Raw genomic sequence first — 25,563 nt, 5'->3', positions numbered from 1 at the left:
ACTTTTACGGTGTCTGCCGTGGCTGCGGACCGGGGGCACGACCACCGGCGCCCGGCCGTGGCTGCGGACCGGGGGCGCCGCCGCAACCGACCGTGACTGCGGACCGGGTGGCGCAGCCACGGGGCGCTCCGGCCGGGGCTCAGGACCGAACGGCGCATCCACGAGCGCTCGCCGGCCGGGGTTGCGGACAAGAGGAGCATCCACAGGCGCCCCGAGGCTGCGGGCCGGGGCACGTCCGCCGGCCCCGGCCATAACTGCGCACCTGGGACGCCTCTCCTGCCCCGCCGGGGCCGCGGACCGGAAGACGTGTCCCCGGGCCCCGGCCGCCCCTCCCGGACCGCGTCGCGGCACACGGGCCGCTCCGCGTCCCGGAAACAGCCGCTGTGGCGTGCCCGGGGCCCCGGCGCATGCGTCCCGGAGCGCCGGGTCACGCCGCGCACGGCGAAGCCCGGAGCAGCCGACCACGGGGGCCGGGTGCTCCGGGCTGGACCGTGCGCGGTGGTGCCCGGTCCGGCGGGGCCGGGCCGCCGGCCGCTACGGCCGGCTCACCCGGCTTCCGCCGCGCGTACGGCGCCGCAGGGGCGGGGCCGGTGCCGGGCGCGGCGCGGCGGTTGCGGCCGCGAGGTACGCGGCGAGCTTCGCCGGGGTCGGGTGGCGGAACACCTCACGCAGAGTGAGTTCGCGGCCCAGTTCGGTGCGGACCCGGTTGACCAGGCGCACCGCGAGCAGCGAGTGGCCGCCCGCCTTGAAGAAGTTGTCGGCCGGGCCGACCTCGCGCCCGTCGAGCACCTCCGCGAACAGCCGCAGTACCCCGGTCAGCAGGGTGTCCCCCGGGCCGGCCGCGGGCTCGCGGGGTGCGTCGGCCACGTCGGAGGGGCCGTCCGACGCGAAGGTGATCACCGCCGGCACGCTGTACTCCGGCAGCCGCTCGGCCGCCCACGCCTGCAGCTCCGCGTCGGTGAGCCCGGCGCCCGTCACCTGCGCCGTGACGCGGTCGGCGGCCACCCGCACCCGGGCGTGGCGCACCGCCGGGTGCTCGCGCAGCACCGCCGCCACCTGCTCCACGTCGATGCGGTAGCCGTTCGCCGAGGGGCGGTCGCCCCGCCGGTCCGCCGGGGCCGGGAGGTCCCCGACCCGGGCGCCGGGGTCGGCCGCGTACAACTCCAGTGCCGCGGTGAGAAGTTCGGTGAGCCGTGCCGCGCCGGACGGTCCGTACAGATCCGTGGCGTATTCGAGGACGCCCGCGAGGGAGCCGTCCGGCTGCTCGGTCAGCGCGAAGGTGAGGTCCGACTTGGCGGTCCCTGACGCGTACCCCAGCTCGGTGCCGGCCAGCGGGCCCGTCGGCGTACCACCCGCCTCCGGCAGGGAGTTGACCTGGAGCATCACCTGCACCAGCGGGTGGTGCGCGGACGAGCGGTGGGGGTTGAGGTGTTCGACCAGCCGGTCGAAGGGCAGCTCCTGGTGGTCGTAGGCCGCCAGGTCCGCGTCGCGCACCCGCTCCAGCAGCGTCCCGAAGTCCGGGTCGCCGGAGGTGTCGGTCCGCAGGACCAGCGTGTTCACGAAGAAGCCGACCAGGCCGGACAGCGCGTCGTCGCCGCGCCCCGCCACGCTCGTGCCGAGCGCGAGGTCGGTGCCCGCGCCCAGCCGGGTCAGGCAGGCCGCCAGCGCGGCCTGCACCGCCATGAACAGCGTGGCGCCACGGGACCGGGCCGCCCGCACGAGCGCCCGGTGTGTCGCGGCCGGCACCGTGAAGGCGGTGAGCGCGCCGCGTCCGGACGGCAGCGCGGGCCGGGGCTGGTCCGTCGGCAGGTCCGTCAGCGGCGGCAACCCCGCCAGCGCGTCCTGCCAGAACCCCAGTTCACGGTCGGCGCCCCCGTCCGACAGCAGCCGGTGCTGCCACAGGGTGTAGTCGGCGTACTGGAGCGGCAGCGCCGGCCGGTCCGGCGCGCGTCCGGCCGCCCGCGCCTCGTACGCGGCGGACAGATCGGCCAGCAGGGGGCCGGTGGACCAGCCGTCGGCCGCGATGTGGTGCAGCAGGAGCACGAGGGTCTGCGGGCCGTCGCCCTGCGGGTGGAACAGCCAGGCGCGCAGCGGGATGTCCCGCGCCAGGTCGAAGACGTGCGCCGCGGCCGCGTCCACGGCCGCCGTCACATCGGCGGGACGGCCCAGCTCCAGGTGCGGACGCGCCCCGGGCAGCACCTCCTGGTACGGCTCGCCGCCCTCGGCGCCGTAGACCGTGCGCAGCACCTCGTGCCGTTCGGCGACGTCGGCGAGGGCGTCGGCCAGGGTCATCGGGTCCAGCGGCCGCTCCAGCCGCCGTACCAACGCGATGTTGTACGTCGCGGACGGGCCCTGGAGCTGGTCGACGAACCACAGCCGGCGCTGTGCGTACGACAGCGGCAGACGCGCGGGGCGCTGATCGGCGGGCACGGCGACGGGGGCGGGCCGGGACACCGCTTCCGCCGCGCTCTCGGCCAGCCGCCGGTGCAGGGCGAGCGGCGTCGGCGCGAGGAACAGGTCACGGATGCCGGCCTCGACACCGAGCACCGCCCGGACGCGGTTCACCAGTTTGCTGGCGAGGAGGGAATGGCCGCCGGACTTGAAGAAGTTGGCGTCGGCGGCGTACGTCTCCCGGCCCAGCGCCGCCGCGAACAACCCGGTGAGGATCTCCACGCGGGGCGCGCTCGTGACGTGTGCGGCGGGGTCCTCTCCGGGCCGCACCGAGGTCGCTGCCGCGAGCCGCTCGCGGCGTGCGGCCAGGGCCGTCTCCTCCTCGGGCGTCACCAGTCGCAGGTCCGACAGCCGGGCCGTGGCATCGGCGGCGACAGCCTTCAGCGCGCGGGTCAACACCTGCAGCAGGAGATGAGCCGTTTCCCCGTCGAAGAGGTCCGAGGCGTATCCGAGGTGCAGGTCCACCCCGGCGGGCCGGCCGTCCGCCGCGTGCCGCACGGCGCAGTGGAAGGACAGGTCGAACTTGGCGGCGCCGAGGTCGGTGCTGGTGGCGCCGGCGGTGAGGGCGCCGAGGCGGACCTGCTCGGCGGCGGCCTCCTGGACGGTCAGCATCACTTGGAAGAACGGGTGTTCGCCGAGCGCCCTGCCCGGGGTGGCGAGTTTCTCCACCAGCAGGTCGAACGGCAGGTCCTGGTGGTCGAAGGCGGCCAGGTCGGCGTCCCGGATCCGCTCGACCAGCTCGCCGAGCACCGGGTCGCCGGACAGGTCGGCGCGCAGGACCAGGGAGTTGACGAAGCAGCCGACCAGGTCGTGCAGGTCCTCGTGGGAGCGGCCCGCCACCGGCGTGCCCACGGCGAGATCCGTGCCCGCCCCGACAGCGCGCAGCGCGGCGGCCAGCGCCGTCCGGACCACCATGAACAGGCTGGCTCTGCGCTCCCGTGCGAGCGTCGCCAGCGCCCGGTGCACCACGGCGTCCAGGGCCGCCGTCACCGCCGCTCCGCGGCCCGACGGCTCGACGGGCCGGGGCCGGTCGTAGGGGAGGCCGGTCCGCTCCGGCAGGCCGTCCAGGGCCTTCTCCCAGAAGGCCAGCAACCGCCGGCGCGCGGGCCCGGCGAGCAGTTCGCGCTGCCACAGGGCGAAGTCGGCGTACTGCACGGGCAGCGCCCGCCAGGCCGGTGCCCGGCCCGCGAGGCGCGCCTCGTAGGCCTCGCCCAGGTCCCGCAGCAGCGGGGCGAGGGACCAGCCGTCCGTGGCGATGTGGTGCACGAGCAGCACCAGGACGGCCGTGCCGTCACCGGGCAGGAACACCCGCGCCCGCAACGGTCCGTCCGCCGCCAGGTCGAGGACGGAGCGCCCGAAGTCGGCCACGCGCGCGTCCACTTCGCCGGCCGGGCACTCCTCCCAGTCCGGGAGCCCTCCCGGGCACCGGTCCGCCGGCATCACCCGCTGGTGGGGCTCGCCGCCCTCCGCCGCGTACACCGTGCGCAGCACCTCGTGCCGGGCGCGCACGTCGGCCAGGGCGGCGGCGAGCGCCCGCCGGTCGGGCACCCCGTCGAGGCGCAGCACGAGCGGCGCGTTGTAGGTGGCCGACGAGCCCTCGATACGGCCGAGCAGCCACAGGGCTCGCTGTGCCGCCGACAGCGGCAGCAAGGCGGGCCGCTCCCCCGCCAGTACGGCGCCCAGTGCGGGCCGGTCGCCCGCGTCGGCGGTGTGTGCCGCCTCGGCGAGCCGCCGGTGCAGGGCGGCCGGGGTCGGTGCGAGGAACAGATCGCGGATGCCCGCCTCGACGCCGAGCGCGCCGCGTATCCGGTTGACCAGCTTGCCCGCGAGCAGGGAATGGCCGCCGTTGCGGAAGAAGTTGTCGTCCGCGGCGAGGGTGTCGCGGCCCAGCACCTCGGCGAACAGCCCGCACAGGATCTCCTCGCGGGGCGTCAGGACGTCCGTCCGCCGGGCCGGGGCGGTGCACTCGGCCTGCGCCGTGCGCCCGGTGCGTGCGCGGCGCCGCTCCAGCTCCTGCCGTTCCGCCGCGGACAGCAGCTCCAGTTCACCGAGGGTGCGCAGCGGTTCGGCGGCGAAGGCGGCCAGGGCGTGCAGATGGGCGCCGAGCAGAAGCCGGGCGGTGTCCTCGTCGAAGAGGTCCGCGGCGTAGGTCAGGGCCACGTCGACGCCGTCCGGGCGGCCGTCGTCGGTGTGGCGTTCGGCGCAGTACCAGGTCAGGTCGAACTTGGCGGCGTCCAGGCCGGTGTCGGCGGCGCGTCCGGTGATCCCGCCGGCCAGCCGGAGCGCTCCGGGGCCGGTTGCGTCCGCGGCGACCGTCAGCATCACCTGGAAGAACGGGTGGTGGCCCAGGGCCCGTTCCGGGGCCAGCTGCTCCACGAGCACGTCGAAGGGAAGCTCCTGGTGTTCGTACGCGGCCAGGTCGGTGTCGCGGACCCGGTCGACCAGCTCGGCCACGGACGGGTTCCCGCTCAGGTCGGTGCGCAGAGCGAGGGAGTTGACGAAGAAGCCGACCAGGTCGTACAGGTCCTCCTCGGGGCGGCCCGCGACGGGCGTCCCGATCATCACGTCGTCGCCGGCTCCGGCGGCCGCGAGGGCCGCGGCCAGGGCGGCCCGGGTCACCATCGTCAGCGTGGCCCCGCGGCTGCGGGCCAGGGTGAGCAGCCCGCCGTGGGCGGCGGCGTCCAGCCGGCCGGTGACCGTGGCCCCGCGCCCGGACGGTTCCGCGGGGCGCGGCCGGTCAGCGGGCAGGTCGATCACGGCGGGCGCCCCCTCAAGCGCGACGCGCCAGTGGGCCAGTTGCTCGGCGGCCAGGCTGTCCGGGTCGGCCGGGTCGCCCAGCAGCTCGTGCTGCCACAGGGTGTAGTCCGTGTACTGGACGGGCAACGGCTCCCAGCCCGGCGTGCGGCCCGCGCGCCGGGCGGCGTAGGCCGCCGCCAGGTCGCGCAGCAGCGGGCGCAGGGACCATCCGTCGGTGGCGACGTGGTGGAGCAGCAGAACGAGGACGGACGTACCCGTGGTGTCCGTGGTCCCGTCGCCGGACCGGAACAGCCGGGCGAGCAGCGGCGGCCGTGCGGTGATGTCGATCGGCTGCCGCACGAACGCGGCGACGGCGGCGTCGCGTCCGTAGGGCGCGCAGTCCTCGACGGCCAGCGGGTCGACGGCAGCGGCCGGCCGTACCTGCTGGTACGGCTCCCCGTCGGGGCCGGCCGCCAGGACGGTCCGCAGCACCTCGTGCCGCTCGACGACATCGGTCAGGGCGGCCCGCAGGGCCCCGGTGTCCGGCACGCCGTCCAGGTGGAGCACGACGGGCGCGTTGTAGGCCGCGGAGGGCCCGTGCAGGCGGCCCAGGAACCACAGCCGGCGCTGGGCGAACGACAGCGGGATCACGGTCATGGTCCTTACGCGTCCTGGCCCGGCGCGGCGGCGACGAGCGTGTCGATGTGGGCGGCGAGGTCGCGCAGCCGGGGGTTGGCGTAGACGGCCTTCACGGGGAGGGCGACACCGAGTTCGGCGCGCACCCGTGACACCAGCTTGATGGCGAGCAGGGAGTGTCCGCCCAGCTTGAAGAAGTTGTCGTCGGGCCCGATGCGGGAGGCCCCGAGCACGGTGGACCAGACCCCGGCGATCAGCGCCTGCGAGCGGGTCAGCTCCGGGCCGACGACCGCCTCGGCGCGGTCGTCCACCGCGGCGGGCGCGGGCAGCGCGGCCCGGTCCAGTTTGCCCTGGGTGGTAGTGGGGAAGCGCTCCACGGCCACGAAGGCCGCCGGGACCATGTAGGCGGGCAGCATCGCCGCCAGGTGTCCGCGCAGGGCTGCCGCGTCCGCCGGGCCGGCCGCCGGGTCCTGCGGGCGGTGGTAGGCGACCAGGCCGGGGGCGCCGTTGACCTCGTCGCGCAGCACGACGACGGCCTCGGCGACCTGCGGGTGGCCGGTCAGCGCGGCCTCGATCTCGGGCAGTTCGATGCGGTGGCCGCGCAGCTTGACCTGGCCGTCGGCGCGTCCCAGGTAGACCAGCGTGCCGTCCGGCAGCAGCCGCACCAGGTCGCCGGTGCGGTACATGCGGGCCCCGCCGCCGTCCGGTTCCGCGACGTACCGTTCCGCCGTCAGGCCCGGGCGGCGCCGGTAGCCGCGGCCCACGCGGGGCCCCGCGAGGTACAGTTCGCCGCTGCCGCCGGGACGCACGGGGTGCAGCTTCTCGTCCAGCACGCGCATGCGCAGGCCCGGCAGCACCGCTCCGATGTGCGGCTCGTCGGCGCCGTCGATCCAGCCCGCCGTCGCGTCCACGGTGCATTCGGTGGGCCCGTACAGGTTGACCGCGCGCAGCACGCCGGCCGTGGTCTGCTCGCCGATCCGCCGCCACAGGGCGGGGCCGATGGCCTCACCGCCGATGAGCAGGGTCAGCGGGCGCGGCCCGCCGTCGGCGGTCAGCAGTTCCAGCAGCGGCTCGGCGTGCGCGGGGGTGATGTCGAGTGCGGTCAGGGCCTGCTCGTCGACGAACCGGGCGAGCAGCGCGGGGTCGGCGCGGGTGTCGTCGTCGACCATCACCAGGGTGTCGCCGCGGCACAGCCGTATCCACTGCTGCACGGAGGCGTCGAAGGACGGGGAGGCGTTCCAGCCGACCCGGCCGGCGCCCGGCCCCGCGATGCCCTCGGACTCCAGCTCGGCCAGCAACGCGGAGACGGAGGCCCGGCCGATCTCCACGCCCTTCGGGCGGCCGGTCGAACCGGAGGTGTAGATGACGTACGCGAGGCCGCCGGCGGACACGGGCACCGGCCGGTACGGCTGCTGCGCGGCGCCGTCGGGCGCGGTGAGTTCGCCGACGGTGAGGTGCGCGGTGCCCGGTGCCAGGGTCTCGGTGGGCCCGTCGGCGGTGACGACCAGGTCGGCGCCGGAGTCCTCCACCAGGTAGCGGCGCCGGTCGGCGGGGAGCCTGGGGTCGACGGGCAGATAGGCGGCTCCCGCGGTCAGGGTGCCGATCAGGGCGGTCACCAGGTCGGCGCCGCGCGGCAGGGCGAGGGCGACGACGCTCTCCGGGCCGATGCCCCGCGCGGCCAGCCGGCCCGCGATCCGCATCGCCTCGGCGCGCAGCTCGGCGAAGGTCAGCTCACGGTCGGCGGCGACCACGGCGGTACGACCGGCGGGCGCCTGGGCCAGGCGGTCCAGCAGATCGGCGGGGGCCGGGGCGGCAGCGGCGGCGGTGGCCGCGACGGTACGGGAGCGCTCGGGGAGGACAGCGGTCATGGCGGCGGTCACTTTCCGGTGAAGACGGTCGTGGACGGCTGGGCGGTGGGGGCGCAGTCGGCCAGCGCGACCGGCTCGCCCATGGCGACGAGGATCTTCCGGTCACCCTTGAACGCCTCGCGGCCGTGCGCGCACAGCAGGTTGTCGACGAGCATGAGGTCGCCCTCCTGCCAGGTCTCCCGGACGGTCACCCGGTCGTAGACGGCGTTGATGGCGTCGACCTCCTCGTCGGTGAGGCGGCTGCCGTCGCCGAGGTAGGTGTTGAACGGCAGACCGTCCTCGCCGTACGTCTCGACCAGCACCTCGCGGACGTCCGGGTCGAGGGTGCGGCTGTTCCAGAACGCGAAGTGGTTGAACCAGCTGCGTTCCCCCGTGACCGGATGGGTGATGATCGCGGAACGTCGCTGACGGGTGACCAGGGAGTCGTCGTCGAGCCACTCGAAGCCGACGGTGTTCTCCGTGCAGTACGCCTCGGCCACGGCCTTGTCCTCGGTGGCGAAGGTCTTGTACCAGGGCAGCCCGGCGAGTTCCGAGTAGTTGCGCACCAGCAGCCAGCCCATCGTCTCGAACCGTGCGACCAGCTCGGGCGGCAGCAGCCGCAGCGCCTCACGCATGTCACCGACCGTGGTGGCGCCCCCCTCCTCGGGCGCGGTGACGCAGCCGAACAGCAGCACGCCGGGGAAGTCGAGGGTGTAGCTGTTCTCGTTGTGCAGCCGGATCGGCTGGACGGCCGGCAGGTCGGTCGAGGAGAAGACGCCCTCGCCGAAGTCGGTGCGCGGGGTGGCCTTCTCCTTGTAACCGGCGCGCTGCGAGATCAGGGCGTCACGGGCGGCGGCGAAGCTCGCGGCGTCCCGGACGGGCAGCCCGCGCAGCAGGACGGCGCCGGAGCGGTGCAGTTCGGCCCGGATCTGCTCGCGGTGGGCGGTCAGCCAGGCCACCGCCTCGTCGAGTCCGGCGCCGGCGGGCGTGTGCACGATGACGGGCTTGCCGGGCTCGCGAACGGGGGTGACCGGGTCCGTGGAGAGGGCGGCGGGGGCGTCTGCGTGGATGGTCATGAGCAGTCCTTGGGAAGGTCGGGGCAACGGATGAGGTGCGGAGGAAGGGGGCGGTCAGGCGGCGGGGGCCGTGACCCGGCCGCCGAGGACGGAGGACAGCACGGTGAAGAACCGCGGCAGCTGGTCCTGGAAGTAGAAGTGACCGCCCGGCAGGGTGTGCTGGGCGAACGCGTGGTCGGTGACCTCGGCCCAGCGGCCGAGGGAGGCGGCCGGGGCCACCGGGTCGGCGTCCCCGCCGATCACGGTCACCGGGCAGTCCACCCGGGCCTCGTCCGCCGGGCACCGGTACACGTCGTCGATGGCGAAGTCGGCGCGGATCGACGGGACGACGATCTCCCGCAGCTCCGGGTCGTCGAGGATGGCGTCGTCGGTGCCGCCGCGCTCCTTGATGGCGGCCACCAACTGGTCGTCGTCCAGCCGTTCGGGATGCACGACGGCCGGGTTGTCCAGGAACGGCGCTCGGCAGGCGGAGGCCACCAGCGCCCGCGGCGTGCGACCGGCTGCCTGGAGCAGCCGCACCACCTCGAAGGCGACCAGGGATCCCATGCTGTGCCCCAGCACGACGAGGTCGTCCGTGGCCCCGGCGGGCAGGCAGGCGGCGACCGGTCCGGCCAGGTCGGCGATGTCGCGCGGCAGGTCCTCGGCGAAGCGGGCGCCTCGCCCCGGGTACTGGCCGATCAGCAGCCGTACGTCGGCGGGCAGGTGCTCGCGCCAGCCGGCGTAGGCGTGGGCGTTGCCACCGGCGTGCGGCAGGACCAGCAGCGCGGTGCGCTGGGGGCCCTCGCCGGGCAGGTCCCACACGACGTCGTCGGGGGCGGGCGTCCAGGAGGCGTGGTCGGTCATCGTGGGCTCCGTTACTGGTCGTCGGATCGGCGGCGGAGGGTGGGTCGGACACGGCGGGGCGCGGCGGCGCCGGACGCCGGCCGGGTCTCGATGTGCTGGGACAGAGCGGCCGGAGTCGGGTGCTGGAAGATGTCGCGGAGGGTGAGGGTGACACCGAGCGCGGTGGCGATCCGGTGGCTGAGACGGGCGGCGAGCAGCGAGTGACCGCCGTGGTCGAAGAAGCTGTCGTCGATCGACAACGGCCCGGCGGCGGCCAGCACCTCGGTGAACAGGCCGAGCACCGTGGTCTCAAGCGGGGTGCGCGGGGCGCGTCCGCCTGAGGTCAGGGGCGCCTCCACGGCGGGCAGCGCACGCTTGTCGATCTTTCCATTGGGGGTGAGGGGCAGCCTTTCCATCGGCACCACGAACGCGGGGACCATGTGGTCGGGCAGCCGCTCCCGCAGCCAACGCCGGATCTCCTGCGGTTCGGGACCGGGAAAGGCCGTGGGGACGACGTATGCCGTGAGGTGGTCGGTGGCGAGGACCGCGGCCTGGGTCAGGCCGGGGTGGGTGGTCAGAACGGCCTCGATCTCGCCCGGCTCGACACGGAACCCACGGATCTTCACCTGCCCGTCCGCGCGCCCCGCGTAATGCAGGTTGCCGTCGCGGTCCCAGTGCGCCCGGTCCCCCGTGCGATAGAAACGGCCGCCCGCAGGGCCGAACGGGTTGGGAAGGAAACGAGCCGCGGTCGTCGCGGGCTGCGCAAGATAGCCGTGCGCGACACCCTCGCCCGCCAGATACAACTCACCGATGACACCCGGCGGGACGGGACGCAGACGCTCGTCCAGGACGTAGGCGAACTTGTTCACCAGCGGACGGCCGATCGACACACTCGCACCCAGGGGAACCGTCCGGTCCACCGTGTGCGTGGTCGTGAAACCCATCGACTCCGCCGGACCGTAGCCGTTCGTCACGGTCACCCGCGGGTGCAGCCCATGCAGACGGCCGATATGCGTCGAAGACGCCGGCTCACCACCGGTGAACACGATCCGCGTCGCAGCGAACGCCTCCGGATGCTCATCGACCAGATAGTTGAAAAGGCTCGACGACACCTGAAGCATCGACACCCGATGCCGCGCCAGCAACTCCGCCACCACCGCCGGCTCCGGCCGCTGCCCCGGCTGAAGGACTGTCGAACCGCCGTGCAGCAACGCGCCCCAGAACTCCAGACTGAACGCATCCCACGACACCGGCGAGCACTGCAGGAACACCTCACCCGGACCGAAATCCGCATACGACTGCCCCGACACCGTCGACACCAGATTCCGCTGCGACGACACAATCCCCTTCGGCCGCCCCGTCGAACCCGACGTGAACATCACGCACGCCGCATCCTCACCCGACAACGCGACACCGAGATCCCGCGCGTCGTGCGCCGCGATCGCCGCCCGCTCGACATCGACCAGTACCTCGGCCCACGGCCCGTCGATCCCACGAGCGTGCTGGACGGAATCCGTGACCAGAACACGCAGCCCCGCCTCCTCGGCGACGCCCCGCAACCGCTCATCGGGGAACTCCGGATCCAGCAGCACATACCCGGCCCCCGCCTTCGCGACCGCCACCAGCGCTACCGCGAACTCCAGCCCCCGCTCCAGCAACACACCCGCCAGATCACCCCGCCCCAACCCCCGCTCCCGCAAACACCGCGCCAGACGATTCGCCCGAGCATTCAACTCCCCGTACGACAGCGACCGTTCACCGAACACCACCGCCACCGCGTCCGACCGCAACCGCACCTGCTCCTCGAACCGGTCGGGCAGTACGGCAGGTTCACCGATCGGAGCCGAGCTGCCCGCCCACTCCGCCAGCACCTGTCGGCGTTGCCCGGCGTCGAGGATTTCCAGCTCGGACAGGGCGGCCTCAGGAGTGGCCACGGCGTGTTCCAGTACGCGGCGCAGAACCTCCACCATCTGCTCGACGGTCGTGCGGTCGTACAGGTCGGAGCTGTAGAGCACCGTCCCGGACAGACCGGTGTCGTCGTCGGCGGCGAGCAGGAACTCCAGGTCGAACTTGACCGCCCCGGTGGCGGGTGGTTGCGCGGGAGCGGCCTGCACCCCGGGGAAATCAGGGAGCACGGCCGGCCCGGACTCCAGAGTCAGGCAGACCTGGAACAGGGGGTGCCGGGCCAGGGACCGGGCCGGGTTCACGGCCTCCAGAACGAGGTCGAAGGGCGCGTCCTGGTGCGTGAAGGCGTCCAGGTCCGCCGCCCGCACCCGGGCGAGCAGTTCACGGAACTGCGGGTCACCCGATGTGTCGGTCCGCAGCACCAGTGTGTTGACGAAGAAGCCCACCAGGTCCGTGAGCGCTTCGTCGGGACGGCCCGCGACCGGTGAACCGAGCGGGATGTCCGTGCCGGCGCCCAGCCGGGTCAGCGTCGCGGCCAGTGCGGCCTGGAGCACCATGAACGGCGTGCACCGCTCGGCGCGGGCCAGTTCCTGTACCCGCTTGTGCAGGTCCCGGCCGAAATCCAGCCGGATCGCGTCGCCCCGCCGCCCGGCGACCGCCGGCCGTGGCCGGTCCGTCACCAGGGGGAGTTCCTCGGGCAGGTCCTCCAGAGCGGTCCGCCAGTACGCCAACTGCTCGTCGAGCACCGGCCCTTCGAGGGCCGGGCGCTGCCAGAGCGCGTAGTCGGCGTAGTCGACGGGCAGCGGCTCCCATTCGGGTACCTCACCCGTCAGGCGGGCCACGTAGGCGGCGGACAGGTCGGCGAACAGGGGCCGCAGCGACTGCCCGTCGGTGGCGATGTGGTGCAGCAAGACCAGCAGCGTGGCCTGTCCGGCACCTTCGCGCAGCAGTGTCACTCGCAAGGGATGCTCGGCGGCCAGGTCGAAGGCGTGCCCGGCGGCCTTGCTCAGCTCGCTCTCCGCTTCGTCCGGCGCGACGTCTCGTACGTCGACGAAGACACCGGCCGCGGCTTCCTCGGCCGGGGCGATGACCTGGTACGGCTGCCCGTCGGCGGTCGCGAACCGGGTGCGCAGCGGTGCGTGCCGCCGTACCAGGTCCCCGACGGCGGCCCGTAGTGCCGCCGTGTCCACCTCACCGTTCAGCCGTATCGTCATCGGCACGTTGTAGGCCGTGTCCGGACCGTGGAGCCCTGCCACCAGCCACAGCCGCTGCTGCGCGCAGGAGAGCGGCAACCGGTCGGGGCGTACGGCGGCACGGGTGAGGGCCGGCATCGCCGGGCGGCCGGAGGCTTCCGTGATCCGGCGGGCCAGGGCGGCGGGGGTGGGATGCTGGAAGACGTCGCGGAGGGTGAGCGTGACGCCGAAGGTGGCCGTGATCCGGTGGGCAAGGCGGGCGGCGAGCAGGGAGTGGCCGCCGTGGTCGAAGAAGCTGTCGTCGATCGACAGCGGCGCTGCCGAGCCGAGCACCTCGCCGGTCAAGTCGCGGACCAGCTCCTCCAGTTCGGTCCGGGGAGCGCGTCCGCCTGAGGTCAGGGGCGCCTCCACGGCGGGCAGCGCACGCTTGTCGATCTTTCCGTTGGGGGTGAGCGGCAGCCGATCGAGAATGGCGAAGTGCGCGGGCACCATGTGCTCGGGCAACCGCTCACGCAGCCAAGCTCGCAGAGCGGCGGAGGTCACGGAGGCCGTGAGGACGACGTATGCCGTGAGGTGGTCGGTGGCGAGGACCGCGGCCTGGGTCAGGCCGGGGTGGGTGGTCAGAACGGCCTCGATCTCGCCCGGCTCGACACGGAACCCACGGATCTTCACCTGCCCGTCCGCGCGCCCCGCGTAATGCAGGTTGCCGTCGCGGTCCCAGTGCGCCCGGTCCCCCGTGCGATAGAAGCGGCCGCCCGCAGGGCCGAACGGGTTGGGAAGGAAACGAGCCGCGGTCGTCGCGGGCTGCGCAAGATAGCCGTGCGCGACACCCTCGCCCGCCAGATACAACTCACCGATGACACCCGGCGGGACGGGACGCAGACGCTCGTCCAGGACGTAGGCGAACTTGTTCACCAGCGGACGGCCGATCGACACACTCGCACCCAAGGGAACCGTCCGGTCCACCGTGTGCGTGGTCGTGAAACCCATCGACTCCGCCGGACCGTAGCCGTTCGTCACGGTCACCCGCGGGTGCAGCTCATGCAGACGGCCGATATGCGTCGAAGACGCCGGCTCACCACCGGTGAACACGATCCGCGTCTCAGCGAACGACTCCGGATGCTCGTCCACCAGATAGTTGAACAGACTCGACGAAACCTGAAGCATCGACACCCGATGCCGCGCCAGCAGCTCCGCCACCACCGCCGGCTCCGGCCGCTGCCCCGGCTGAAGGACTGTCGAACCACCGTGCAGCAACGCGCCCCAGAACTCCAGACTGAACGCATCCCACGACACCGGCGAGCACTGCAGGAACACCTCACCCGGACCGAAATCCGCATACGACTGCCCCGACACCGTCGACACCAGATTCCGCTGCGACGACACAATCCCCTTCGGCCGCCCCGTCGAACCCGACGTGAACATCACGCACGCCGCATCCTCACCCGACAACGCGACACCGAGATCCCGCGCGTCGTGCGCCGCGATCGCCGCCCGCTCGACGTCCACCAGCACCTCGGCCCACGGTCCGCCGATCCCACGAGCGTGCTGGACGGAATCCGTGACCACAACACGCAGCCCCGCCTCGCCGGCGACACCCCGCAACCGCTCATCGGGGAACTCCGGATCCAGCAGCACATACCCCGCCCCCGCCTTCGCGACCGCCACCAGCGCTACCGCGAACTCCAGCCCCCGCTCCAGCAACACACCCGCCAGATCACCCCGCCCCAACCCCCGCCCCCGCAAACAACGCGCCAGACGATTCGCCCGAGCATTCAACTCCCCGTACGACAGCGACGTTTCACCGAACACCACCGCCACCGCGTCCGACCGCAACCGCACCTGCTCCTCGAACCGGTCGGAGAGCACCGGCTCTTCGCGGTGCGGCGCCGATGTTCCGGCCCACTCCCCCAGCAGGCGGTGTCGTTCGTCCGTGCGCAGGACCTCGGTCCCGGACAGCGCGAGCCGGGGGTCGGCCAGCAGGCGTTCCGCGAACGCCACGAAGCGGTCCTGGTGGCCGGCCACCACGGCGATGTCGCTGACCTCGGGAGAGGCGTCGAAGTCGATGCGCAGGCCGTGCTCGGGTCCGAGGTCGTACACGCCGACCGCCAGGTCCTCCACCGGGCCGTTGCCGAGATTGTGCTGGACGGTCGGCAGACCGAAGAAGCGCATGCCGGGCGCGAAGGCCATCATGTTCACCTGCGGGGACGCGATCCGGCGGCCCGTCTCGGCGAGGCCGAGGTCCCGGCAGATGTCCTCGTACCGGGTCCGCTGGTGCTTCAGGCCCTCCTTCGTCACGGCCCGCACGGTGGCGATCAGTTCGGTGAGGGAGTCGTCGGCGGAGACCGGCAGCCGCAGCGGGATGACGTTCGACATCATGCCGGGGGTACGGCGGGCCAGTTCGGTGCGCCGGCCCGTCACCGGCAGCCCCAGCACCGGTTCGTCGGTGCCGGCGACCCGGTGCACGTAGGCCGCGACCAGCGCGAGGACCAGCATCGTCCAGGGGGTCCGGTGGGCGCGGGCCACCTCCTTCAGCCGTTCGGTCCGCTCGGCTCCGAGGAGCACGGTGCGGCGGGTGAACGGCAGGGCTCCCGGCCCGGTTCGCGCGGTGTGCCCCTCGGCCAGTCTCGGCACGGGCTCGACGCCGGCGAGGTGTGCGGCCCAGTGCGCCCGGTCCTCGGCGGCCTCCGGCGACTCGCGATAGGCGGTGTCCTCGGCGAGCAGTTCGGCGAGCGAGCCGAACGGTGTCTCGCCCCACGGCCGGCCGGCGGCCGCCCGGTCGTACAGCTCCACCAGACGCTCGTCGAGCAGGGCGATGCCCATGCCGTCGATCGCCAGGTGGTGAAAGGCGTGGAAATAGAACCAGCGCTCGTCCCCCGCCTCGGTACGGCCGGCGCGGATCAGCACGTGCCGGGTGAGCCAGTCGTGCGCCAGGTCGAAGGGACGGGCCAGTTCGGCGTCCATCCAGGCGCGGGCCGCCGCCACCGGGTCGGGTTCGTCGCTCAGGTCGACCTGGCGCAGGCTGCGGCCGACGGGCTTCGCGTGGACCTCCTGCCACACGGTGCCGTCCTCGTCTTCGCCGATGCCGCGGATGCGCAGCGCGTCGGCCTCGCAGGCCAGCCGGTACCAGCAGCAGGCCAGCAGGTCCGTGTCGAGCGGGCCGGTCAGTTCCCGGTACTCCCCGATGTTGTAGCGGCAGCCGGAGCTGTCGAGTCCGTGCGCCATCCAGATGTCGCGCTGAGCCGCCGACAGGGGCAGGCGCACAGTGGAGGGCCCGTACGCGGTGCCCTGTTCCGACGCGTTCGGGGACATGAGGGTGCTCCTCGGAGTCGTGGGGCGGCGGGAGGTTCGTGAGTGGCGGGCCGTGGTACCGGCCGCGGTCCATACAAGCCCCGTCCGTCGACAGGGAGCGGCAGTTGCTCCGGCAATACGGGAGCAGGTCAGCGGGCGGCGGCAGTTGCCGCGGCAGGCTGGGCCAGGGTGGCGCGCACCAGGTCGAGGACGCGGAACCGGGAGGCGCCGTCCCGGTATTCGGCGCGCACGGCGCCGCTGAGCAGCAGTTCGCGCAGGAAGCGGCCGCACTCGGCCAGGGGGAGACCGGTGAGCGCGGTGAGTTCGGCCAGTTCGTGTCCCCGGCTCGGGGTGGCGGCGGGAGCGGCGTGGGTGTCCGGTGCCGTGTGCCCGTGCAGGGCGTCCGCCGCCGTATGCGCGCACAGGTCACTCGTCGTGTGGGTGCACAGGGCGTCCAGCAGGATGCGGGGGCCGGTCGGCAAGCGCGACAGGTGATCGCGCAGGTCTGCGCGCAGGTTGCCCGCGCCGCCCGCCGGGTCGAGGTGGTCCAGCAGCGCGGCCGGGTCCGCTGCCAGGCAGCCGCTCAGGGTCGCCAGGTCGTACACGACCAGCCAGGAGGCGGCCGCGACGAGCGCCCCGGGGTGCCCGTCGAGGAGCCGGCAGACCGCGGTGGCCCGTTGCAGGTCCGCCGGACCGGCGGCGAAGTCGGGGCGGGTGCGGCGCACCTGGTCCAGGAAGAGCCGGACGGCCGGGGCCTCGGGGTCGGTGGTGCCGTCCGCGGGCAGCTCCAGCGGGGACAGCAGGAAGATCCGCTCGCCCGGCACCCCCCACGGGGCATCGGAGGTCACCAGCAGCCGCAGGCCCGGGCAGGCACGCAGGATCGCGGTCAGCCGCTCGGGCCTCGGCGGTGACGCCGGGGCGCCGTCCAGCACCAGCAGCGCGGGGCCCTCGCCCACCAGTTCGGTCAGGGAGACGGCCGCGGCCTCCGTCGTTCCCCCGCCGGAGCCCTCGGTGCCGAGCAGGTCGGCGACCAGTGCCGCGACGCGGGCGGTGAGGTCGTCGTCCTCGGTCGCCAGATATGCGCCGCCGGTTCCGGGGAAGGCGTGCCAGAGCACCGGCAGGCCCGTGCCGTGGAGCTGCTCGGCGACCGCCAGGGCCAGCCGGGTCTTGCCGACGCCCGTCAGTCCCACCACGTTGACCAGCCGTTCCATGCCTGTCGCCGACAACTCGGCCGCCAGGATGTGCGCTTCGCCCTCGCGGCCCACCATCGCGTGCAACGCGGTCGGAGGTGCCGTCGGCTCCTGCCGGCCCAGGCCCGTGCCCCGGCCGTGGTGGGCCGCTTCCTCCAGGGCGGCCCGGGCGCGCGGGCCGAGCCGCAGGGCGTCCGCCACCAGCTGGACGGTGCCGGAACGCGGCCGTCTCGCCTTGCCCTGCTCCAGGTCGCGGATGGCCCGGACGCTGATGGTGGACAGGTCGGCGAGCTCCCGCTGGGTGAGCCCGATGCGCTGCCGGTGGGAACGGATCAGCATGCCTATCGGGGTCGTTTCCCGGGCGCTCGCCCCCACCGAGGTGGAGGAGGCCGAGGTCACGGCGGAGGAGGTGGGGTGAGCGATGCCGAGGGGGCCGGCCGGCTGGGAGGTCGCGGTACCGGCGAGAGCGGTGAGAGCGGTAGGGGCGGCGACGGTGTCCATGGTGACGCTCCGGGTGAAAGCGGTGGTCGATGGCGGGGCGGGGCGGCGGGCCCGGTTCCCGCTCTCCATCGTCCGCAGGGCACTATCCCGCCGACATCGTGCGGCGGGCGCCGGCCCGCCGGCCCGCTATCACCGGCCGTCCCCGCCCGGGTTCAGGGCGTGATAGCGCCGCGATAAGGGCGGGACCGGTGCCGGGATTCCGGCCGTTCCTAGCGTGGTGCCCACGAAGAAGGAAGCGCCCCGGGAAGCCGGGGACGCCCTACCGAAAGGACACCGATCATGACGTTCGTCCCCGCCCTCCGCGCCGCTCTCGTCACCGTCGCCGTCGCCGGAGCCACGCTCCTGGGCGCGCAGATCGCGCAGGCCGACGGCCCGGCCGCCACCACCTCCACCACCACGGGCGTGAGCACGTCCACCACCGGCGCCGGCACCTCCACGGGAGGCGTGACCACCGCGCAGGTCACCCCGTCGCCGACCGCGTCCGGCGACACCAACCCGTGGGACTGACCGCGGCGCCGCCGACGTCAGACCCCGGCGGCCCCCACGGCCACCGAGATCACCCCGGTCGGCCGTGCCCTACCGGTCAGCGGTCCAGCCGGCCGCCCCGTCGGCCCGCATGGCGCCCGTCGCGTCGAGCAACCGCTCCGCCTCCGCCAGTTCCGGGACCATCCGCCGCTCGCGGAACGCCGCCGTCGCCGTCTCCAGCAGCTCCCGCGACCACGCCCGGTCCGCCGCGTCGCCGCGCGCGGTGAGCAGCCGCGCCAGGTCCAGCCGGATCAGCGCCGCCCCGCCGTGGTCCATGATCTGCTCACGCACCGTCAGCGCCTGTGTGTAGAACCCGCGTGCCGCCTCGCCCCGTCCCATCTCGGCGTGGGCGTGGCCCAGGTCGCGCAGCAGATGCCCCTCGCCGATCACGTCCCCGTGGTCCCGGCACAGCTCCAGCACCTCGGTGAACGTCCTGACCGCGTCCTCGTGCCGGCCCTGCCCCTGCTGAAGCTGTCCGGCCCGCCGCAGGGTGCGCGCCTCACCGCCGGTGTATCCCACCGAGCGGTAGATGCCGAGGGCTTCGTCGAGGCGGGCCTGTGCCCCCGAGGTCTGCCCGCGCCGCATCCAGATGTGTGCGCTCTGGGTGAGCACGATGGCCCGGCCCACCACGTCACCGGCCTGGTCGAAGTCCCTGAGCGCCCGGTCGTACAGGGTGAGTGCCCGGTCGTCGTCGCCCCGCATCCGCGCGAGCAGCGCGAGGTCCCGGTGGCACAGGGCGAGGCCCTGCCGGTCGCCGAGGACCTGGAAGAGGTCCAGGGCGGAGGTCAGTGCCGCCTGCGACTCCTCGTGCTGGCTGCGGCCGAGGTGCAGTACGCCGAGGGAGCTGAGCAGGGCGGCGGTGCCCCGGGTGTTGCCGGCCGCGCGGACGCACTCCAGCGCCTGCTGGTGCGTGCGCTGCCAGTCGTCGAAGTATCCCTTGCCCTCGAACAAGGTGGCGAGGGTGGCCGCCAGGTCCCAGCACAGCTCGTCCATCCCCGCGGCGGCGGCCTGTTCGACGGCCTGGACGAGACCGGCGTGCTCGCTGTCCAGCCACTCCAGGGGGTTGACGAGCAGCTCGTCCACGCAGTTCTCCGGCGGCACCCAGCGCGGGGCCGTGCCGTGCAGCACGGTGAAGTCACCGCCGTAGATCCGCCGGTGCGCCTGCTCCGCCAGGGAGAGCCAGCCGCCCGTCATCCGTTCCAGGGCGGCCGTCTGCACGGCCGGCTCGTCGTGCAGGACGAGCTGCTCCCGCGCGAACACCCGGATGATCTCGTGGAAGCGGTAGCGGAAGCCGCCGGTGGACTCCACCCCGACCACGTCCAGCATCTGTACGTCGACCAGCGGCTCGAGCAGGTCCGACGGGTAGGGGCGGTGGTCGTCGAGGAGGGCCCCGGCCAGCCAGCCCGGCAGGGTCGCCGCCTGCGAGAGGCTCAGCAGCCGGAGCAGCCGGCGGTCCTCGGGCGCGAGCCCGTCGTGGGTGAGGGAGAGGCTGGCCCGCATGGTCATCTCACCGTGCGTCAGCTCGTCCAGCCGGTGCCGCTCGTTGGCCAGCCGCTGCACCATCGACGCCAGGCTCCAGTGCGGGCGGGCGGCGAGCCGGGCCGCCACGATCCGCAGCGCCAGCGGCAGCCCGCCGACGGTCCGGACCAGCATCTCGGCCGCCGCGCGCTCTCTTCCCACGCGGTCCGGGCCGATCACCCGGGCGAGCAGTTCCAGGGCCCGCTCGGTGTCCATCACGTCGAGTTCGACGCGTTCGGCTCCCGGCAGCCCGGTGAGCCGGATGCGGCTGGTGACCAGTACGGCGCAGTGACTGCTGCCGGGCAGCAGCGGCCGTACCTGGCTCTCGGAGACCGCGTCGTCGAGCACGACCAGGACCCGGCGCGAGGCCAGCAACGTGCGGTACATCTCGGCCCGCTCGTCCTGGGACTCGGGGATGACCGGCCCGGGGATGCCGAGCGCCCGCAGGAAACGCCCGAGCACCTCGCCGGCCGCGGCGGGTGCGCCGGTGGTGCCGCGCAGGTCGCAGTACAACTGGCCGTCCGGGTAGGCGTGCTGAGCGAGCCGGTGGGCGACGTGCGTGGCGAGGGTGGACTTGCCGGTGCCGGGTTTGCCGACGATGACGGCCAGCCCGACGAAGCGGCGCAGGCCGTCGCCGAGCAGGGTCCTCTCCAGTCCGGTGATCTGCTCCTCGTCACCGACGAAGTCGGAGGTGTCGGCGGGCAGTTGCCGCGGGATCTCCTCACCGGCGGGCGTTGCGCCGTGCGTGTGCGCGGATGGGCCCTGCACGGACGGGGTGTGCGTGGATGGAGTGGGAGCGGACGGACTGTGCGTGGACTGGCTGTGCGTGGGCCGGCCGGCCGCCGTGTCCTGGGCGTCCTCGGCGCGGCGCGGGGCGCCGCCGGGAAGGGGCGGCGTCGTGGACGGTCCGGGCGGGACGGTGCCGCCGGGGATCTCGGTGCCCTTCGGCCACAGGCCGGGCAGGAGCATTCCCGCCGCCCCGGCCACCGGCGGCATGGCCGGTGCCGTGCTGCCCGGCCCCGGCTGCCCGGGCGTGCCGAGGAGCAGGGTGGCGGGCAGGCCGGCCGGGTAGCCGTCCGGGGCGGGGCAGGGGCTGCCGTCGCCGCCCATGACGGGCAGGGCCGCGTGATCACCGCTCGCCGTGAGCCCGGGTGCCGCGTCACCGCCGAGGGTGGGGCCGGCCATGGCAAGCGCCGCTCCTTCTCCGGCTGTGGCCGCCGCACTCAGCCGTACCGCTCCCGCCGGACCGGCCGGTTCCAGCCCCGCCGCCTCCCTGGTGCGGGGACCGCCGTCACCGCGCGGTGTGCCGGTGCCGGGCGCCGGGGGCACCTCGCCCGCCAGAATGGCCGCTTCCAGTCCGCGCAGTTCGCTGCCGGGCTCCAGCCCCAGCTCCTCGACCAGCAGTCCGCGCCCGGCGCGGTAGGTCTCCAGCGCCTCGGCCTGCCGCCCCGAGCGGTACAGGGCCAGCATCAGCTGGCCGCGCAACCGTTCCCGCAGGGGGTGGGCATGCACCAGCGTGCGGATCTCGGCGACCAGGTCGTGGTGCCGGCCGAGGTCCAGCTCCAGGTCGATGCGGGTCTCCGCCGCGGTCATCCGCTCCTCGTCCAGCTGGAGCGCCTTGCTGCGCAAGGTGTCGCTGGGCACCCCGTTCAGGCAGTTGCCCTGCCACAACCCGTCCGCCGCGCGCAGCAGTGCGGCGGCGGCGTCGAGGTCGCCCTGCCGGGCCGCGGCGCGTGCCTCGGCCACCTGGCGCGCGAAGAGCAGGGCGTCCACCGACTCGCCCTCGGTCCTGAGGACATAGCCGGGCGGGCGCGTGGTGATCGCGGCGGCGATCTCGGCCTTGGTGAACAGCTTGCGCAGGCGTGACACACAGATCTGGACCTGAGTGCGGGCGGTGTCCGGCGGCTCGTCGTCCCAGATGAGGTCGACGAGGTAGTCGGTGCTGACGACACGGTCGGCCTCCAGCAGCAGCGCTGCCAGGATGACCTCCTGACGTCCGGGCGGGACCCGTACGGGTCCGCTCGGGCCGGCGACCGTCAACGGGCCGAGGATACGGAAGGCCACCGGTTCCGGAGCGCACAGAGCCCCGCCGGGCGAAACAGTCATAAGTCTCCCAGCCGGAGCCGCACCTGGACAGATGGTGGAGCGGGGCACAGTCTTGCTGAAACGTTCAGGCGTTGTCCATGGTGTGGAGATTTCATGGCGATGAAGCGACGTTGGCCGGATTTCATCGGTCGGCCCGGCGTGCCGGGAGCCGCTTCCCCGCAGGCCGCGGCCCCTCTCGTACGGCGCCTTCGGTCTCTGCCGGCGGTTCTCGGCCCGGGCGTGATAAGGGTGCGATAGCAGCGGGATACGGGCGTGTCCGAGGGTGGTGTCACGGCACCGCCCCCACCGTCGCCACGCGGTACGGCCGAACGAAAGGACCCCGCCATGAGCATCCCGCAGCCCCGCCGCCTCAGCCCCAGCCGCGTCGTCACCGATTCCGGGGTCGACCACGTCCGCCTCGCCTACGACTACCTCGACGCCGGCGACATCGACGGCTACGGCTCACTCCTGGACACCGGCACCCTCGGCGCGGAGCTGGAGCGACCGCGCCCGCCCGGCGCCCGGCACCTGATCAGCCGTATCGTGGCCGACGGCGACTGTGTGGTCGTGGTCGGCCGACTGGCGCCCCAGCAGCGGGAGTTCGTGGACGTCTTCACCCTCTCGGCCCAGGGCATGCTCCGCGCCTGCCACCGCTATTACGCGGCGACGGAGCACTGAGCGGGGGCGCGGCGGCCACCACCACGCCCCGCGCGGCACACGGCCCGTACGACTGCTCGCCCTGGCGGCGGCCCGGCCACCGGGCGACTGACACGCGGCCTGCGCCGACGGCTCGCTCACGCCGTCCGGGAGCGGCCGATCGGGGATTCGCCCGGCCCTCGTCGCGGCGGCCGTCTACTGTTCGGAGACGGCGCAGTTGCCCACCGAGGTCACCCGAGGAGGAAGTCCCGTGCCGTCACCCTGTGACCCGCTCCATGCCCCCGCCGGCGATGTGAGTGCGGCGCTCATGATGGTCGACTCCCGGCTGAAGGCCGTCCACGACCGCCGGATGCGGCCCGATCCCGAACAGCAGGCGCTGGTGAAGCAGTTCGCCGCGTCCCTGGGTCCCGGTGGCGTCGACGACCTGCTGGACGGCGCCTGCACCCTCATCTACATGTTCATGCAGTGGCTGCGGATGGCCTACGAGGACCACGACAAGGACGTCATCGAATGCGTGGTGCCGAACCTCGTCGCCTCGATGCGCATGATGACCAAGAGCGTCCGCCCCGAGGCCATCCCCACCATGGCCGGCCTGGTCATCGCCGCGGGCACCGGCCTGAGTCCCAGCCTGTGGCGCAAACAGTACGGCTACTGGACCGAGCCGGAGCTGACACCCCTGGAGGCCACGGCCTTCCTGCTCGCGGAACACATCAACCGCATCACCGACGACGAGGACTTCGCCACCCGCATGATCACGGAAGCCCTTGCCCAGGTGGCCGAGGACTGACCCGCCGGCCCGTAGAGGACGAGGACCTGTGGCAGGAGACGGCTCTGTCGCCTCGTCAGGCCGGCACCGCATCACCTGGGGTACACCGGAGCCCGTAACCGGATTGTCATGTTCAGGGAGACCCCGCCTCGGCGGTCGCCGGGTCATGGTGCATGATCACCGGCGTGAAGAACACCAGCAGACGCACCGTCCTCGCTTCCGTCGCCGCCGTCGCCGCCGCCGTGCCCACGCTCAACGCCGTGGTCGGCAACGGGGCCACGCCGGCCGCCGCGGCCGACCAGTACAGCTCCAACACCAACCTGTACACCCTCACCGCGGACAAGGAGGGCACCGACTGGATGCGCCGGTTCCGTATCGGCGCACCGGCTCAGATCACCGACAATGCCCGCACCACCAGCAACCCCGTCAACAGCACCGCGGTGATCGCGCCGCACGGCGGCGGGATCGAGGCGGGGACCAGCGAACTGTGCCTGGCCATCGCGGGGTACACGCCGTTCGACTACAACACCGACCCCTCCAGCGCGGCGGTGCCCGGTGAGACGCAGCGGGACTACTGGATGTTCGAGGCCCTGGCGAACTCCTCCGCGCAGCACGTGACGTCCACCCACTGCGACGACCCGGCCGCCCTCGCCGTCACCACGGGCAACCTGTACGCCGTCTCCCTGCACGGCTTCGACGACACCACCGTGAAGAAGATCAACATCGGCGGCCGGGACGAGCGGCTCAAGCGGAACCTGAAGGCCGCCTTCACGAAGTACGGCCTGACCACCAACACGGGCAACGCCGACTGGGAGGTGACCGTCGTCTTCGCCGGCTCCACCGACCCGATCAACGGCGACGACCCCACCAACATCGTCAACCGCACCCGCACCGGCGCCGGCGCCCAGCTGGAGATGTCCACCGCGCTGCGCAAGGCGATGTTCGGCGACTTCTCCGGCGCGTCCAAGCGCCGCACGACGGCCGGCGTGCCGAGCACCGACAGCCCCTACGCCGACCGCTTCTGGAACGGTTTCGTGGGCGCCGTCCGCGAGGCGATCAAGAACCACGAGCTCGGCCTCGACGCGCCTCAGGCCTGACCGTCCCGCCCCGGCGCCTTCCCGGGTGCCGGGCCGTCCGCGGTGGCTGACGGCGGCCGGTGGCTGACGGCGGCCGGTGGCTGACGCCGGGCGTCCACGCATACCGTGGCCGCCGGGCACACGGCCCCCGAGCCGACACCGCTCGTGTGCCGCCGGCCGTACGGCCGGGCGCCGCGCTACAGGAACCCGTACGAGCGGTCAGATCCTGTCGGACCGCTCGAATGGTCAGCCTCTGCCGGCCCCGCCGTCGTGCAGGGCGATCCGGGCCATGACCCGCTTGCCGGTCTGCTGCCGCTCCACCTCGAACGCCTCGGCGACGGCCCGCACGATCTCCAGTCCGTGCTGCCCCACCCTGGTCGCATCCGCCGTCCGGGCCTCGGGCAGCGTCGGATCGGAGTCCCGGACGGCCACCTCGACCAGGTCGCCGACGATCCCCAGATCCATGGTCACCGGGCCCGGCGCGTACTTCTGGGCGTTGGTGACCAGCTCACTCACCACCAGCTGGGTCACATCCAGCGCCCGCTGCGAGACCGGCACCGCGTGATCGTCCCGCATACGCACGAGAAACGCCGCCGCCCAGTGCCGCGCCTGGGCGATACGCGCGCTGCTCCCGCCCAGGGTCACCGTGGTCCGCAGACTCCGCGCATCCACTATCACACCGACGTCACCCCACGGGACCGAATCCACCCTGACCGCCTTCACTCCGTGCTCCACACCCCACCGCGTACCCCGGCACGCCCGAACAGCCCCTCATACCCCTCTCCCGGCCCACAGACCCGCACCTCCCGGCTCACGGACCCACCACGGCCCCGCCACCGGACCAGGCGTTTCCGCCGCGGCACAGGTATGCCAGTATCGCCCGCATGGCAGAGGAGAGACGTGCGCACCCCGGAAACGACGGCGAACACGGCACGCACGCACAGCGGCGGACCGGTCTGTCGGTCGAGTCGTCGGCGGCCGCGGACATCCAGGTGCTCACCGTGGCGGGCGAGATCGATCACGACACGGGCGGGCAGCTGAGGGAGGCGCTGGACGCGGCACGCGCCGCCCGGCCCAGAGTGGTCGTTGATCTGGGCCAGGTGACGTTCATGGACTCCACCGGGATCAACATCCTTCTCACCGCCCACAACGCCCTCACCGGGGCCGGTGGCTGGCTGCGTCTGGCGGCACCGACGGGGCCCGTCCTGCGCACCCTGCAACTCGTCGCCATCGACACCGTCATCGACTGCCGCCCCACGCTGGACGCGGCACTCGCCTGACGGAACGG

13 protein-coding genes are annotated in these 25,563 nt (G+C 73.5%); 5 read left to right on the top strand and 8 right to left on the bottom strand.

The genetic code is table 11. The features are described 5' to 3' along the window. Window positions 1-534: 534 nt before the first annotated feature. The 6 genes from ACZ64A_RS07045 to ACZ64A_RS07020 all read right to left on the bottom strand — a co-directional run bounded on the left by ACZ64A_RS07045 (window position 535) and on the right by ACZ64A_RS07020 (window position 17,648). Window positions 535-5,838, bottom strand: coding sequence for a condensation domain-containing protein (locus ACZ64A_RS07045; protein WP_469809086.1), 5,304 nt, complete (start codon window positions 5,836-5,838; stop codon window positions 535-537). 11 nt (window positions 5,839-5,849) lie between these two features. After that, a complete protein-coding gene (locus ACZ64A_RS07040; protein ID WP_469808723.1) occupies window positions 5,850-7,691 on the bottom strand; it encodes a non-ribosomal peptide synthetase in 1,842 nt (613 codons plus the stop codon). A gap of 8 nt (window positions 7,692-7,699) precedes the next feature. Next, a complete protein-coding gene (locus ACZ64A_RS07035; protein ID WP_469808722.1) occupies window positions 7,700-8,746 on the bottom strand; it encodes a TauD/TfdA family dioxygenase in 1,047 nt (348 codons plus the stop codon). A 54-nt stretch (window positions 8,747-8,800) separates the two neighbouring features. After that, entirely contained in the window at window positions 8,801-9,589 is a 789-nt protein-coding gene (locus ACZ64A_RS07030; protein ID WP_469808720.1) for a thioesterase II family protein, read from the bottom strand. Between the two features lie 11 nt (window positions 9,590-9,600). Next, a complete protein-coding gene (locus tag ACZ64A_RS07025; RefSeq protein ID WP_469808719.1) occupies window positions 9,601-15,978 on the bottom strand; it encodes an amino acid adenylation domain-containing protein in 6,378 nt (2,125 codons plus the stop codon). Window positions 15,979-16,106: 128 nt separating this feature from the next. Continuing rightward, on the bottom strand, window positions 16,107-17,648 hold the full coding sequence (locus ACZ64A_RS07020; protein WP_469808718.1) for a helix-turn-helix domain-containing protein: 1,542 nt from the start codon (window positions 17,646-17,648) through the stop codon (window positions 16,107-16,109). Window positions 17,649-17,927: 279 nt separating this feature from the next. Here ACZ64A_RS07020 and ACZ64A_RS07015 point away from each other — a divergent pair, with 279 nt between their 5' ends. Then, on the top strand, window positions 17,928-18,155 hold the full coding sequence (locus ACZ64A_RS07015; RefSeq protein WP_469808717.1) for a hypothetical protein: 228 nt from the start codon (window positions 17,928-17,930) through the stop codon (window positions 18,153-18,155). A 69-nt stretch (window positions 18,156-18,224) separates the two neighbouring features. Here ACZ64A_RS07015 and ACZ64A_RS07010 read toward each other — a convergent pair whose 3' ends face one another. Beyond that, the gene (locus tag ACZ64A_RS07010; RefSeq protein WP_469808716.1) at window positions 18,225-21,797 is read right to left on the bottom strand and encodes an AfsR/SARP family transcriptional regulator; all 3,573 of its coding nucleotides are present in this window, start codon (window positions 21,795-21,797) and stop codon (window positions 18,225-18,227) included. Window positions 21,798-22,121: 324 nt separating this feature from the next. Between ACZ64A_RS07010 and ACZ64A_RS07005 the strand changes: the two genes are divergently transcribed. The 3 genes from ACZ64A_RS07005 (at window position 22,122) to ACZ64A_RS06995 (ending at window position 24,296) form a co-directional block, all read left to right on the top strand. Next, on the top strand, window positions 22,122-22,454 hold the full coding sequence (locus ACZ64A_RS07005) for a nuclear transport factor 2 family protein (protein ID WP_469808715.1): 333 nt from the start codon (window positions 22,122-22,124) through the stop codon (window positions 22,452-22,454). A gap of 229 nt (window positions 22,455-22,683) precedes the next feature. After that, on the top strand, window positions 22,684-23,220 hold the full coding sequence (locus ACZ64A_RS07000) for a hypothetical protein (RefSeq protein WP_469808714.1): 537 nt from the start codon (window positions 22,684-22,686) through the stop codon (window positions 23,218-23,220). Between the two features lie 164 nt (window positions 23,221-23,384). Further along, window positions 23,385-24,296, top strand: a complete 912-nt coding sequence (locus tag ACZ64A_RS06995; RefSeq protein ID WP_469808713.1) for a poly-gamma-glutamate hydrolase family protein — start codon at window positions 23,385-23,387, stop codon at window positions 24,294-24,296. Between the two features lie 225 nt (window positions 24,297-24,521). On the opposite strand, the gene ACZ64A_RS06990 is transcribed toward ACZ64A_RS06995, so the two are convergent. Further along, entirely contained in the window at window positions 24,522-24,983 is a 462-nt protein-coding gene (locus tag ACZ64A_RS06990; RefSeq protein ID WP_469808712.1) for an ATP-binding protein, read from the bottom strand. Between the two features lie 176 nt (window positions 24,984-25,159). On the opposite strand from ACZ64A_RS06990, the gene ACZ64A_RS06985 reads away from it, so the two are divergent. Beyond that, window positions 25,160-25,555, top strand: coding sequence for an STAS domain-containing protein (locus ACZ64A_RS06985; protein ID WP_469808710.1), 396 nt, complete (start codon window positions 25,160-25,162; stop codon window positions 25,553-25,555). Window positions 25,556-25,563 lie beyond the last annotated feature (8 nt).

The sequence above is a fragment of the Streptomyces sp. NPDC104814 genome (assembly GCF_055583185.1).
Note: the sequence above shows the minus strand (reverse complement) of the source record. Positions and strands in the feature narration are given on the sequence as shown.